The organism is Pectobacterium atrosepticum, assembly GCA_019056595.1.
Taxonomy (GTDB): Bacteria; Pseudomonadota; Gammaproteobacteria; order Enterobacterales; family Enterobacteriaceae; genus Pectobacterium; species Pectobacterium atrosepticum.
Genome location: CP036163.1, coordinates 4,105,296 through 4,119,321, shown reverse-complemented (window position 1 = coordinate 4,119,321; position 14,026 = coordinate 4,105,296). Strand labels below are relative to the sequence as shown.

General features: G+C 50.1%; 14 protein-coding genes. 12 read left to right on the top strand and 2 right to left on the bottom strand.

Features of this window, described 5'->3' with window-relative positions:
• Positions 1–25: 25 nt before the first annotated feature.
• From DCX48_19365 to DCX48_19330, 8 genes are all read left to right on the top strand, one after another.
• Entirely contained in the window at positions 26–604 is a 579-nt protein-coding gene (locus tag DCX48_19365; protein QXE16480.1) for a hypothetical protein, read from the top strand.
• 59 nt (positions 605–663) lie between these two features.
• Complete coding sequence (gene ampG, locus DCX48_19360) at positions 664–2,151, top strand: muropeptide MFS transporter AmpG (protein QXE16479.1); 1,488 nt, start codon at positions 664–666, stop codon at positions 2,149–2,151.
• A 424-nt stretch (positions 2,152–2,575) separates the two neighbouring features.
• Entirely contained in the window at positions 2,576–3,538 is a 963-nt protein-coding gene (locus DCX48_19355) for a cytochrome o ubiquinol oxidase subunit II (GenBank protein ID QXE16478.1), read from the top strand.
• A gap of 4 nt (positions 3,539–3,542) precedes the next feature.
• Positions 3,543–5,534 carry a cytochrome o ubiquinol oxidase subunit I gene (locus DCX48_19350; GenBank protein ID QXE16477.1) on the top strand — a complete coding sequence of 664 codons (1,992 nt, stop codon included), beginning with the start codon at positions 3,543–3,545 and terminating at the stop codon, positions 5,532–5,534.
• Complete coding sequence (locus tag DCX48_19345) at positions 5,524–6,138, top strand: cytochrome o ubiquinol oxidase subunit III (protein ID QXE16476.1); 615 nt, start codon at positions 5,524–5,526, stop codon at positions 6,136–6,138. Before DCX48_19350 ends, DCX48_19345 begins: the two co-directional genes overlap by 11 nt.
• Positions 6,139–6,471, top strand: a complete 333-nt coding sequence (locus DCX48_19340) for a cytochrome o ubiquinol oxidase subunit IV (protein QXE16475.1) — start codon at positions 6,139–6,141, stop codon at positions 6,469–6,471. It begins immediately after the preceding gene.
• A 14-nt stretch (positions 6,472–6,485) separates the two neighbouring features.
• Entirely contained in the window at positions 6,486–7,376 is an 891-nt protein-coding gene (gene cyoE / locus DCX48_19335; protein ID QXE16474.1) for a protoheme IX farnesyltransferase, read from the top strand.
• Positions 7,377–7,564: 188 nt separating this feature from the next.
• Positions 7,565–8,929 carry an MFS transporter gene (locus DCX48_19330; GenBank protein ID QXE16473.1) on the top strand — a complete coding sequence of 455 codons (1,365 nt, stop codon included), beginning with the start codon at positions 7,565–7,567 and terminating at the stop codon, positions 8,927–8,929.
• Between the two features lie 61 nt (positions 8,930–8,990).
• Here DCX48_19330 and DCX48_19325 read toward each other — a convergent pair whose 3' ends face one another.
• Positions 8,991–9,482 (bottom strand): YajQ family cyclic di-GMP-binding protein, encoded by a 492-nt coding sequence (locus tag DCX48_19325; GenBank protein QXE16472.1) that lies wholly within the window; start codon positions 9,480–9,482, stop codon positions 8,991–8,993.
• A gap of 188 nt (positions 9,483–9,670) precedes the next feature.
• Here DCX48_19325 and DCX48_19320 point away from each other — a divergent pair, with 188 nt between their 5' ends.
• Together DCX48_19320 and yajL are read left to right on the top strand one after the other, a co-directional pair.
• Positions 9,671–10,579 carry a 2-dehydropantoate 2-reductase gene (locus tag DCX48_19320; GenBank protein QXE16471.1) on the top strand — a complete coding sequence of 303 codons (909 nt, stop codon included), beginning with the start codon at positions 9,671–9,673 and terminating at the stop codon, positions 10,577–10,579.
• The gene (gene yajL / locus DCX48_19315) at positions 10,542–11,132 is read left to right on the top strand and encodes a protein deglycase YajL (GenBank protein ID QXE16470.1); all 591 of its coding nucleotides are present in this window, start codon (positions 10,542–10,544) and stop codon (positions 11,130–11,132) included. The genes DCX48_19320 and yajL overlap by 38 nt, the downstream gene beginning before the upstream one ends.
• A gap of 35 nt (positions 11,133–11,167) precedes the next feature.
• On the opposite strand, the gene thiI is transcribed toward yajL, so the two are convergent.
• Entirely contained in the window at positions 11,168–12,616 is a 1,449-nt protein-coding gene (gene thiI, locus DCX48_19310) for a tRNA 4-thiouridine(8) synthase ThiI (protein ID QXE16469.1), read from the bottom strand.
• Between the two features lie 253 nt (positions 12,617–12,869).
• Between thiI and xseB the strand changes: the two genes are divergently transcribed.
• Both xseB and ispA read left to right on the top strand, forming a co-directional pair.
• Positions 12,870–13,118: an exodeoxyribonuclease VII small subunit gene (gene xseB / locus DCX48_19305; GenBank protein QXE16468.1), complete on the top strand. Its 249-nt coding sequence runs from the start codon at positions 12,870–12,872 to the stop codon at positions 13,116–13,118.
• On the top strand, positions 13,115–14,026 hold the full coding sequence (ispA, locus tag DCX48_19300) for a (2E,6E)-farnesyl diphosphate synthase (protein ID QXE16467.1): 912 nt from the start codon (positions 13,115–13,117) through the stop codon (positions 14,024–14,026). The genes xseB and ispA overlap by 4 nt, the downstream gene beginning before the upstream one ends.

Genomic DNA, 14,026 nt, shown 5'->3' with positions numbered 1-14,026 from the left:
ACTAATCATTATTGAGAAAATACGAATGTTAAAAAAATTATTTTTCCCTCTTCTGGCCATCATCCTGCTTGCAGGATGTGCAGCAAAAAGCAACACACTGAACATCAGCCCAAAAATTGGCGTGCCTGCTCAGGATCCGACCTTGATGGGCGTAACAATTAGCATCAATGGCGCAGATCAGCGCGCCGATCAGGCTCTGGCGAAAGTGAATCGCGATGGCCAACTGATTACGCTGACACCTTCCCGCGATCTGCGTTTCCTGTTGCAAGAAGCACTGGAAAAGCAAATGACCGCGCGTGGTTATATGATTGGAACCGGTGGTCCAGTAGCTTTGCAGATCGTAGTTAACCACCTGTACGCCGATGTCTCTGAAGGCAACCTGCGCTACAGCATCACGACCAAAGCAGATATCTCCATCATTTCTCAAGCGGCAAATGGCAACAAGCAGATGAAAAACTACCGCTCAACCTATAGCGTTCAGGGCGCATTTACCGCCAATAATGAAAATATTACCAATGCGGTTAACACCGTGTTAGGCGATGTCATCAACGACATGGCGCAAGACACCAGCGTAAGTAGCTTTATCAAAGAAAACGCTCGTTAATTTCTGTACGCCGCTTCCCTTGCTCCTTACGTCTCACGGAGCAAGGGAAAGGACTCGCCATGTTTAGTCGCATCATTACGTTGTTCAGCCAACGCAACTCACTTTTTATGCTGTTGCTTGGTTTCGCTTCCGGTTTACCACTGGCATTGACATCCGGCACATTGCAAGCCTGGATGACCATTGAGAATGTCGATCTAAAAACCATTGGTTTTTTCTCTCTGGTTGGCCAAGCCTACGTATTCAAATTTCTGTGGTCCCCCCTGATGGATCGTTACACCCCACCGTTTCTTGGCAGACGCCGCGGCTGGCTGATCCTCAGTCAACTTCTGCTGATTGTTGCCATTATTGGTATGGGGTTTATGAACCCAACGCGCGATCTCTTGTGGCTGGCGACGCTAGCGGTTTTGGTCGCGTTCTGCTCCGCTTCTCAGGATATTGTTTTTGATGCCTATAAGACGGATTTACTTCCCCCTGAAGAACGTGGTACGGGCGCGGCTACCTCTGTATTAGGCTATCGGCTTGCCATGCTGGTTTCAGGTGGACTGGCGCTGTGGATGGCCGACCGGTATTTCGGCTGGCAGGCAACGTATTGGTTAATGGCAGGATTGATGCTGATCGGTGTATTCGCCACCCTGTTAGCACCAGAACCACTCAATAGTCAGCCTGCGCCTCGCACCATGGAGCAAGCGATTGTTGCTCCTCTGCGCGATTTCTTCGAACGCAACAATGCCTGGCTCATTCTTCTGTTGATCGTGTTATACAAACTCGGCGACGCCTTTGCGGTCAGTTTGACAACAACTTTCCTGATACGCGGCGTTGGTTTCAATGCGGGTGATGTCGGCTTGGTCAACAAAACACTTGGACTATTCGCTACCATCGTGGGGGCGATTTACGGCGGATTATTGATGCAGCGGCTCTCATTGTTCAGAGCGCTGATGCTGTTTGGACTCCTTCAGGCCGTTTCCAACGCGGGATACTGGTTGTTGGCAATCACTGACAAAAATCTGTTCACCATGGCCAGCGCTGTTTTTCTGGAAAATCTCTGCGGCGGTATGGGAACAGCAGCCTTTGTCGCACTGTTGATGACGTTGTGTAACAAATCATTCTCAGCCACACAGTTTGCCCTGCTTTCTGCCCTTGCGGCCGTCGGACGAGTTTACGTTGGCCCTATCGCAGGCTGGTTTGTCGAATCCTACGGTTGGGCATGGTTCTATCTGTTCTCGATTTTTGCCGCATTACCAGGCCTGGCAATCCTGATGATTTGCCGTGAAACGCTGGAATTTACCCAGAAAACAGATACTTTTCAGTTACGCACAAACTTCCAGAATTATTACAAAAAAGCCTTACGTGTGTTGGGGTTGGGTGTCATATTGCTGGTATTGTGGCTCATTCTGCTCATCAGCAATGCTCTGGAATGGTCTTCATTTTATATGTTGGCAGAATATCTACTCACCGCAGGCTGTACGCTCGCGCTGTTAGGCATTTTCTTCGGTAGCTTGCTGGACTATCTGTCACTCAGGCGAGCGTCTAAGCCGTCCGTACATTGACGATATTCGTTCAGGTAGCGACATCTGCTGCCTGAACCTATTACATCATTCCTTTATTTAATTATTTTTTTCATAATTATCTTGCTAGAGGGAATTTTATTTCCTAGTAAAATATCTCCAGAACTAATTTCATTCGTTATCAAAAACACATGCTGGGCAAAAAATCTCACCAAACTAAAAATAGAAAATAAGCGTTATGGTGAGTTGTAATTTCTTATTATCCATCCATACTCTCATCTGGGTAGCCACTTAATTTGCTGTTTTTAAATACCATTTTTATTTTGGCTATCTTTGTGACACTAAGGGCAAAAAACAGCAACAATCGGCTGACATAACCTTAATCATGTTTACAGTACAGTAACCTTCCCGTAAAATGCCCGCTCGCATGAAATGACAATAGAGCCCTTGTTATTGAGGTCGCTAGATGAGACTCAAGAAATACAATAAAATTTTTGGGATGCTGTCTTTATTTGCAGCCACTGTTCTACTGAGCGGTTGCGATATGGCGCTGATGAACCCCAAAGGAGAGATCGGGTTAGAACAAAGATCGCTAATACTGACTGCCATCGGGCTGATGTTGATCGTTGTGATTCCCGTTATCGTTATGACGATAGCTTTTGCCTGGAAGTTCCGTGCTTCTAATGAAAAGGCAAAATATACCCCGAACTGGTCACACTCCAACAAGATAGAGGCTGTAGTCTGGACTGTACCAATTATCATTATCGTTATTCTTGGCACGATTACCTGGAAGACGACCCACTCGCTTGATCCGTACAAGCCGCTGGTATCAGACGTCAAACCTATCAATGTCGAAGTTGTTTCGCTTGATTGGAAATGGTTGTTTGTTTACCCGGACCTTGGTATCGCTACGGTTAACGAATTGGCTTTTCCTGCCAACGTGCCTGTTGCATTCAAGATCACATCCGACTCCGTGATGAACTCCTTCTTCATCCCTCGTCTTGGTGGACAGATTTACGCCATGGCCGGAATGCAGACGAAGCTCCACTTAATCGCTAATGAACCGGGCAAATATGACGGTATCTCCGGCGGCTATAGTGGTAAAGGCTTCTCTGGTATGAAGTTCACCGCGATTGCCACGCCAACCCAACAGGAATTCGATCAGTGGGTTGCGAACGTTCGTGCGTCCGCCAAGACACTGAACACCATGGATGAATTCAATACGTTGGCTAAGCCAAGTGAATTCCATCCTGTCGAATACTTCTCCACTGTCCAGCCGGATTTGTTCAATAATATTATTCGCAAATTCACAGGCAACGACATGAACATGCAACATCATGGTGAAGGCATGAAGCCCGATGAAAACATGCAACATGGTGAGGGTATGAACATGGGCGAGCATAGCTCGCACAAAGGAGCCGAGGGATAATACGATGTTCGGAAAACTTACACTTGATGCGGTTCCGTACCACGAACCCATTATTATGGTCACCGTGGCGGCAATCATCGTTGGCGGCCTTGGGCTGCTAGCGGCAATAACCTATTTCGGTAAGTGGAAATGGCTGTGGGCCGAGTGGTTCACCTCCGTAGACCACAAGAAAATCGGTATCATGTATATCATCGTCGGACTGGTGATGATGATACGTGGTTTTGCCGATGCCATCATGATGCGCGGTCAGCAGGTTCTTGCCTCTGCCGGGCAAGAAGGCTTCCTAAACGCTCACCACTACGATCAGATATTCACCGCACACGGTGTCATCATGATCTTCTTCGTGGCAACCCCGTTCGTTGTTGGCTTGATGAACCTTGCGGTTCCCTTGCAGATCGGTGCGCGTGACGTTGCTTTCCCATTCCTGAACTCCCTCAGCTTCTGGCTGTTTGTGGCTGGCGTTATCTTGATCAACCTCTCTCTCGGGGTCGGTGAGTTCGCACAGACTGGCTGGGTGGCCTATCCGCCACTTTCAGGAAAGGAGTACAGTCCCGGCGTCGGGGTCGATTACTGGATATGGAGTCTACAGATATCCGGTATAGGTACCACGCTGACTGGCGTTAACTTCTTCGCGACGATTCTGAAGATGCGCGCACCGGGCATGTCGCTGATGAAAATGCCGGTATTTACCTGGACAGCACTGTGTACCAATGTGCTGATCATTGCCGCATTCCCTATATTAACCGTTACCATTGCGCTGCTGACGCTTGACCGTTACCTCGGCACCCATTTCTTTACCAATGATATGGGTGGCAACATGATGATGTACATCAACCTGATTTGGGCATGGGGTCATCCTGAGGTTTACATTCTGGTACTGCCGATATTCGGTGTTTATTCCGAAGTGGTTGCCACATTCTGTAGAAAGCGTCTGTTTGGCTACACCTCACTGGTATGGGCAACCATTGCGATTACGGTTCTGTCGTTCATCGTTTGGCTGCACCACTTCTTTACCATGGGGTCCGGCGCAAACGTCAACGCCTTCTTTGGTATAGCCACTATGATTATTTCAATCCCAACCGGGGTTAAAATCTTCAACTGGCTGTTCACCATGTACCAAGGTCGTATTCAGCCTCACTCCACGATGCTGTGGACCACAGGCTTCATCATCACCTTCACCATCGGTGGGATGACAGGCGTACTGCTGGCCGTACCGGGCGCAAACTTTGTCCTGCACAACAGTCTGTTCCTGATTGCTCACTTCCATAACGTGATCATCGGTGGCGTGGTGTTTGGTTGCTTCGCGGGAATTACTTACTGGTTCCCGAAAGCCTTTGGTTTCACCCTGAACGAAACCTGGGGTAAACGCGCGTTCTGGTTCTGGATTATCGGCTTCTTCGTTGCCTTTATGCCGCTGTACGTCCTCGGCTTCATGGGCATGACGCGTCGTTTGAGCCAGCAAATCAACCCTGAATTCCACGCCTTGCTGGTTGTGGCATCCATCGGTGCAGTATTGATCGGTATCGGTGTACTGTGTCAGGTTATCCAGTTCTACGTCAGTATCCGTGACCGTGACCAGAACCGCGATCTGACGGGCGACCCGTGGGGTGGACGCACGCTGGAGTGGGCAACCTCTTCTCCTGCGCCGTTCTACAACTTCGCTATCGTGCCGCATGTTGACGAGCGTGATGCTTTCTGGGAAGCGAAAGAGAAAGGTGAAGCTTACAAACGTCCTGCCAGCTATGAAGAGATTCACATGCCGAAGAATACCGGCGCAGGTGTGATTATCTCTGCATTCAGTCTGGTATTCGGTTTTGCGATGATCTGGCATATCTGGTGGCTGGCCATCGCTGGCTTCGCCGGCATAATTGTGACCTGGATTGTGCACAGCTTTAATCAGGACGTGGATTACTACGTGCCGGTTAAAGAAATTGAGCAAATTGAGAATCAGAATTTTGATCAACTCAGTAAGGCAGGCGTGAAACATGTCAACTGAAACTCTGACTAACCACAATACTGCCCATGCTGAGCATGGGCACCACGACACAGGAGCCAATAAGGTATTCGGCTTCTGGGTCTACCTGATGAGCGACCTGATCATTTTCGGGTCGCTGTTCGCAACGTATGCCGTACTGGTTAACGGTACTGCAGGCGGCCCAAGCGGGAAGGACATTTTCCAACTGCCCTTCGTGCTGGTAGAAACCTTCGCGCTGTTGTTCAGTAGTATTACCTACGGCATGGCGATGATCGCCATGAACAAGGGCAACAAATCTCAGGTTAATACCTGGTTGGGTGTGACCTTCTTGTTCGGTCTGGTGTTTATCGGGATGGAAATCTATGAATTCCATCACCTGATCGTTGAAGGCTATGGCCCGGATCGCAGTGCGTTCCTGTCTGCCTTCTTCGCGCTAGTCGGCACCCACGGGCTCCACGTAACGGGCGGTCTGATCTGGTTGGTCATCATGATGATTCAGGTGTCCAAACGTGGCCTGACTGCAACCAACAAAACGCGTCTGATGTGCCTGAGCCTGTTCTGGCACTTCCTTGACGTGGTGTGGATTTGTGTCTTCACCGTTGTTTATCTGCTGGGGGCAATCTAAATGAGTCATTCAACAACCGATCATGCAGGTGCCAGCCACGGTAGCGTTAAGTCATATGTGATAGGTTTTGTTCTGTCCGTTATTTTGACAGTCATTCCTTTCAGTATGGTCATGAGCGGCACGGCCTCGCATAACGCCATTCTTTTCACGGTGGTGGGATGTGCAGTGGTTCAAATTCTGGTGCATCTGGTGTACTTCCTGCACCTGAATACGTCCTCAGAAGAGCGCTGGAACGTAGTGGCTCTTGTGTTTGCCGTCCTGATTATCGCGATTGTTGTCGTGGGCTCCATCTGGATTATGATGAGCGCACACCACAACATGATGATCCAGTAACAGAGCCGTAAAAGATGATTAAGCAATACCTGCAAGTTACTAAACCAGGAATTATTTTCGGAAATCTGATTTCCGTTATCGGTGGGTTTCTCCTTGCGGCACAAGGCCGCATTGATTATCCCTTGTTTCTCGCCACCCTCGTGGGTGTGTCGTTAGTCGTTGCGTCTGGCTGCGTGTTTAACAACGTCATTGACCGCGACATCGACAAGAAAATGGAGAGAACCAAAAATCGGGTTCTGGTAAAAGGACTGATTTCGCTGAAGGTAACGCTGGTTTACGCATCGCTGTTAGGTATTGCGGGCTTTGCTCTGCTGTACGTCGCAGCCAACCCGCTGGCTATGTGGCTGGCGGTGATGGGCTTCGTCGTGTATGTCGGTGTGTATAGCCTGTACATGAAGCGACATTCTGTTTATGGCACGCTAATTGGCAGCCTGTCCGGCGCAGCACCACCGGTTATCGGTTACTGTGCCGTCAGCAACCAGTTTGATGCTGGTGCGTTGATTTTGCTGTTAATCTTTAGCCTGTGGCAGATGCCGCATTCCTACGCGATTGCGATTTTCCGCTTCAAGGATTATCAGGCAGCCAACATCCCGGTTCTGCCCGTTGTGAAAGGTATCTCCGTTGCGAAAAACCACATCACGCTCTATATCGTAGCGTTTGCGATAGCAACGTTGATGCTGTCTCTCGGCGGTTATGCAGGTTACAAATACCTGATCGTTGCCGCAGCAGTCAGCGTGTGGTGGTTGGGTATGGCGTTGTCAGGCTATAAAAATGCGATCGATGACCGTGTATGGGCAAGAAAGCTGTTTGTTTTCTCCATCGTCGCGATTACCTCACTAAGCGTGATGATGTCTGTGGATTCAATGGCTCCAGCGCATGAAGTTCTGCTGACCTACCTGCGTTAATTATAAGCTGCGTTCTATGCATTAAGAAAAACAGGCGGCTCGTCCGCCTGTTTTTTTATGACTGCGCCCTGTGTTTTTTCTTTTTCGCTCCCCTATTTCCTCCACCGCCAAATCACGTAACAAACCTATCGTTTACTGTCTGGCCAATAACACACTAAAATAGCGCCAATTGTTTTCAGAGGTAATGAATGAACGATAATAAAATGACCTCAGGCGAATTACGCGCCACATGGGGCTTGGGCGCTGTTTTTTCACTACGCATGCTTGGCATGTTCATGGTGTTACCCGTTCTAACCACCTACGGTATGGCATTACAAGGTGCCAGTGAAGCACTGATCGGGATTGCGATTGGTATCTATGGCCTGATGCAGGCTATTTTCCAGATCCCCTTCGGCTTAGTCTCCGATCGTATCGGCAGAAAGCCGCTGATCGTCGGGGGGCTGCTGATTTTTGCATTCGGCAGTGCCATTGCTGCACTGAGTGATTCTATTTGGGGCATTATCCTTGGCCGGGCATTGCAAGGCGCAGGGGCCATCTCCGCCGCCGTCATGGCGCTGCTTTCCGATCTCACTCGTGAACAGAACCGAACCAAAGCTATGGCATTTATCGGCGTGAGCTTTGGCGTCACCTTTGCCATCGCTATGGTCGTTGGCCCTATCGTTACTCACGCCTTCGGTTTGCAAGCGCTCTTCTGGGGCATCGCCGTTCTGTCACTCGCGGGCATTGCCATCACGCTGACCCTGATTCCTTCCGCTCCTGAACACGTCCTAAACCGAGAATCAGCGATGGTGCGTGGCAGTTTCCGCAAAGTACTCGGCAATAGCCGTCTGCTGAAACTGAATATCGGCATCATGTGTCTGCATATTTTATTAATGTCGAGTTTCGTTGCCCTACCCCGCGCAATGGAATCAGCAGGGCTGGCACCGCAGGAACACTGGAAAGTCTATCTGGTTACGATGTTGGTCTCCTTTGCCGGCGTCGTGCCCTTCATCATTTATGCTGAAGTGAAAAGACGGATGAAGCAGGTCTTCATCGGCTGCATCGTGGTACTGATAGCGGGAGAGATTGTTCTGTGGGCATCAGATAATCACCTCTGGCAAATTATCATCGGCGTACAGCTGTTCTTCCTAGCTTTCAACGTCATGGAGGCGCTGTTGCCATCGCTGATTAGCAAAGAATCACCTGCGGGATATAAAGGCACAGCGATGGGCGTTTACTCCACCACACAGTTTATCGGTGTAGCAATTGGAGGAAGTCTCGGCGGCGGGCTGTTTGAGCTTTATGGCGCATCAACCGTGTTTATGGCTGGCGCAGCCATTGCAGCAATCTGGCTGTTTGTCAGCTTCACCATGCAGGAACCGCCCTACCTGAGCAGCCTGAGAATCGCACTGTCCGATTTAGCATTACAGGATAGTGAGCTGGAACAGAAAATTCGCACCCAGCCCGGCGTTGCCGAAGTGGTTATCGTGCCGGATGAATTCAGCGTCTATGTGAAGATCGACAACAAAAAAACCAATCGACAGCAGCTAGAACAAGTAGTAAGTCAAGCCTAAATTAAGCAAAAGGCCAGCTTTCGCTGGCCTTTTCTATTCATCGGCGGATGGCTAAAAAGCATCAATCGCGGAAGTTGGTAAACTGGAACGGCTGCCCCAAATTACCACCACGAATTAACGCCATCACACCTTGCAAATCATCACGTGCTTTGCCGGTGACGCGTACCTGTTCACCCTGAATCTGCGCCTGCACTTTCAGCTTACTGTCTTTAATCAGCTTGATGAGTTGCTTCGCCAGCGTAGTTTCAATACCTTGCTTCAGCTTCGCTTCCACACTGTACGTTTTACCGCTGTGTTCCATCTCTTCAGGGATCTCCAACGCACCGCCTTCAATACCCCGCTTAACCAGCTTTTCACGCAGAATATCAACTAGCTGCTGTACCTGAAAATCAGATTCGCTGGCCACTTTGATACTCTGTGATTTTTCATTCAGTTCAAAACTGGCCGGAACATTACGGAAATCCCAGCGGGTACTCAGATCGCGCGTCGCATTTTCTACCGCGTTACGGACTTCCTGCATATCAATTTCCGAAACAATATCGAAAGATGGCATAATTCGCTCTCCTGACAAATTTGGCTGGCGAGCATAATAACCGCTCTTCTGCGATAAGCAAGATGCCAGACACGATCCCGATTTTTACTCTGCATCAGGTAAACAGGCCGAATAGCACAAGATCACGATGTGAATGATAGCCTAAGATAAGAGATCGACAGCGCCCGCATCAAACAAGGGAGACGCACATGAAAATCACCGTTCTTGGCTGTGGCGCGCTGGGCCAACTTTGGCTCGCCGCGTTGCATCAACAAGGGCATGATGTCCAAGGATGGCTGCGCATTCCGCAACCGTATTGTTCGGTCAATGTCACCCAGCTGGACGGCCAGCACTGCAATCTCAACCTGACAGCTAACGATCCCGATCATCTTGCCCAGAGCGAGCTGCTGCTGGTCACGCTAAAAGCCTGGCAAGTTTCCGATGCCGTTACGGTACTGTTGCCCCAACTCAACCCGCATTGCACAATTCTACTGTTACATAACGGGATGGGCACGCGGGAAGAATTACCGTCGCTACAACAGCCGTTGGTGCTCGGTATCACCACCCATGCAGCACGGCGCGACACAACCAACGTTGTGCACGTTGCCGCAGGCACGACACACATCGGTACGTTTAACGGCGACAGCAGTCAAAGCCATTTAGCTGAAATGCTGCATCAGGCTTTGCCTGATGTTGCCTGGCATACCAACATTAGCGCCACCTGTTGGTTGAAGCTGGCCGCTAACTGCGTCATTAATCCGCTAACGGTGAAATATCACTGCACCAATGGCGAGCTTTCTGCCTACCCGGGGCTTATTGCCTCACTTTGCCAGGAAGTGGTCAGCGTCATGGAACGGGAAGGCTTCCATACATCGCGAGATAGCCTGCTTATCTACGTTAATCAAATTATTCAGAACACTGCGGCAAACACCTCATCAATGTTGCAAGACATCATCGCTCAGCGACATACCGAGATTGACTACATTACCGGGTATTTACTGCGCCGTGCGCGTCTCCACGGCCTGACACTCCCCGAAAATGCTCGTCTGTTTGACTACATTAAGCAAAAGGAAAGTGATTATGACCGCATCAGCACTGGTGTGTCTGGCGCCTGGTAGTGAAGAAATTGAAGCCGTCACCACCATAGATCTGCTTGTCCGTGCGGGCATAACAGTGACACTCGCCAGCGTAGCTAGCGATGGCAATCTTGAAATCGTCTGCTCACGTGGGGTAAGGCTGCTGGCCGATGCGCCACTAGCTATGGTCGCCGATCGGTCTTTCGATGTGCTGGTGTTACCGGGTGGGCTAAAAGGCGCCGAATGCTTTCGCGATAGCCCAATTCTGGTGGAGTGCGTTCGACAAACGCATCTGGAAGGAAAAATTGTCGCCGCGATGTGTGCAACGCCTGCACTGGTGCTTGAATATCATCAGTTGTTCCCCGTGGGAAACATGACGGGCTATCCAACATTCAAAGATAGCATCGCGCCAGAGAAATGGATGGAAAAGCGCGTCGTCTACGATCCACGCGTGAATTTGCTAACCACACAAGGGCCTGGCACCAGTATGGATTTCGCTCTGAAGATCATTGATTTGCTGCTGGGGAAAGAAAAAGCCGCCGAGGTCGCCGCGCAGATCATCCTGCCGCCGGGGATTTATAACTATCACGATTAAGACCAACGAGAAAGGCGCTTGCGCGCCTTTCTATATTACGGACGATATACTTTTACGTTGCTGAAACCTTGCTCACGTAGGTATAGCGCCTGCAAACGGCTCATCACGCCACGCTCGCAGTAAAGCAGATAGGTTTTACTCTGATCCAAATCGCCAAACTGCGTACCCAGCTTATAGAACGGTAAGGATTTGATTTCGACCTGATCCAGCGCAAGCGGCTTGTCATCCTGCTCATCTGGCGCACGGATATCCAGCAGTACATCGGTTGGTACAAATGATGCAACCGTTTCGACTTCAACCACTTCTTGACTCGTCTGCTCGGCGATCTCACGAATATCAATATTCCGCGCTTCACTCACCACACGATCCAAGATAGAGAAATCAAAGTGGCCTTCTTCGGCCTCAATCTTCGCTTTCACTGCCTTCACCGTCGGGCTTTTGGAGATCACACCGCAGTATTCCGGCATCGTTTTGGCGAAATCTTCCGTCCCTAGTTCGCGTGCCTGTTTGATAATGTGTTCTTTATCATGAGAAATCAGCGGGCGCAAAATCAGGGTATCGGAGGCATTGTCGATTAAGCGCAGGTTAGTCAGCGTTTGGCTGGAAACCTGCCCTAACGCTTCACCGGTCACCAACGCCTGAACACCGTAACGCTCGGCAATTTTGGAGGCGGCACGCACCATCATGCGCTTCAATACGACGCCCATCTGGCCGTCATCGACCTTCTCCAGAATTTCACCGACAACGGGATCGAAATCGATAGCAACAAAACGAACACGATGCGAACTACCAAAACGGTTCCACAAATAATGTGCCACCTGTTTCACACCAATTTCGTGTGCAGCACCGCCAAGATTGAAGAAGCAGTAATGCACGCGACAGCCGCGGCGCATCAACATATAGCTGGATACACCGGAATCGAAACCACCGGAAATGAGTGATAACACATCTTCCTGCGTGCCAATCGGATAGCCGCCGATCCCCTCATTGCGGCTTTTAATCAGCAGCAGGCGATCCTGTTCGATTTCCAGATGCACGGTGATCTGCGGCGCAGTGAGGTTGACTCGCGCAGTCTCAATATGCTGGTTCAAACCGCCACCAACATAGCGCTCTACGTCCTGTGAGCTAAACTCGTGCTTACCGCGGCGTTTTACCCGCACACAAAACGTCTTGCCTTCCAACCGTTCACGATACAACGCCAACGCCTGTTCAAAGATGTTATGCATGTCGGTATAGGCATGGTCCTCAACTTCCAGAATATGGTGAATACCCGGAATTCTCGTCAGCGCATCACGAATCGCTTCACGCTGATTTTCGTCTTTAGCCCGAACTTCGATATGATCCCAGTGACGGACAACCGCCAGCGTTTCATCATAGTGTTTTAATACGTTGCGAATGTTTCCGGTTAGAATCTTGATAAAGCGCAACCGAACAGATTGGCTCTTGATGGTGATTTCCGGGAACAATTTAATGATAAACTTCATGGTGGCTGTCGTTACTTGGTCAGAAAGGTGTAAATAAATTTACCCTGAGCACTAAAATCACGTTATCGGTAAAATCAGCAAGAACAGAGATGATTTTACCAATAGCATCCAGGGCGCGGAGTATATCATTATATGAAGATATACTGTGCGTTTTAACCGTATAATCGTCGCGTCATCCACGGATGACCAAACGCAACACCACGCTTTGCCGCCACAAGCCAACGGCGTATAACACCAGGATTCCGAAACTACTATGCCTAAGAAGACCGAGCAGCCAGTCAGCTTTGAAAGCTCACTGAACGAACTGGAAAAAATCGTTACCCGCCTCGAATCAGGTGAACTGCCGCTGGACGATGCGCTAAATGAGTTTGAGCATGGCATCCAGCTCGCTCGTCAAGGGCAGCAAAAACTGCAACAGGCCGAACAGCGCGTACAAATCCTGCTGAGCGACGATCCCGATGCGCCGCTGTCACCGTTTACGCCGGATAATGACACGCTATGACCGATTTCAGCGCGCAACTGAATGCGCATTATCAACGCACTAACCGTATGTTGGGGCATTTCATCACCAGCCTCCCCTTTCAGAGTAGTCCACTAGTCAATGCGATGGAGTATGGCTCACTCTTAGGGGGCAAACGCCTGCGTCCGTTTCTGGTTTATACTACAGGCGAACTGTTTGATATGCCGCTAGAGAGCCTGGACGCCCCTGCTGCTGCTGTAGAATGTATCCATGCCTATTCATTGATTCATGACGATCTGCCGGCGATGGACGACGACGATTTACGCCGTGGACAGCCGACCTGCCACATCAAATTTGGTGAAGCCACTGCCATTCTCGCGGGCGATGCATTGCAAACGCTGGCATTCTCTATTCTGGCCGACGCACCGATGACGCAGGTCTCTGACCGCGATCGGCTGGCAATGATCTCAGAATTAGCGCAGGCAAGTGGCGTAGCAGGTATGTGCGGCGGTCAGGCTTTCGATCTGGAAGCAGAAGGCCATCAGGTCAATCTGGCTGCATTAGAGCGAATTCATCGCCACAAAACAGGTGCCTTGATCCGCGCCGCCGTTCGACTGGGCGCACTGGCAGCCGGTGACGCTGGCCGCGACGCCTTACCTTATCTGGATCGCTACGCTAACGCGATTGGGCTCGCCTTCCAGGTTCAGGACGATATTCTCGATGTTGTTGGCGACAGCGCGACAACAGGCAAACGTCAGGGTGCAGACCAGCAGTTAGGTAAAAGCACCTATCCCAGTTTACTGGGGTTAGATAATGCACGAAAAAAAGCACAGGAGCTCTATCAGGAATCACTGGCATCGCTGGACGATCTCGTCGCATCCAGCCCGATCCCCCTGAATATTGCGCCACTACAAGCGCTGGCGAATTTCATCGTTGAACGCGATAAGTAA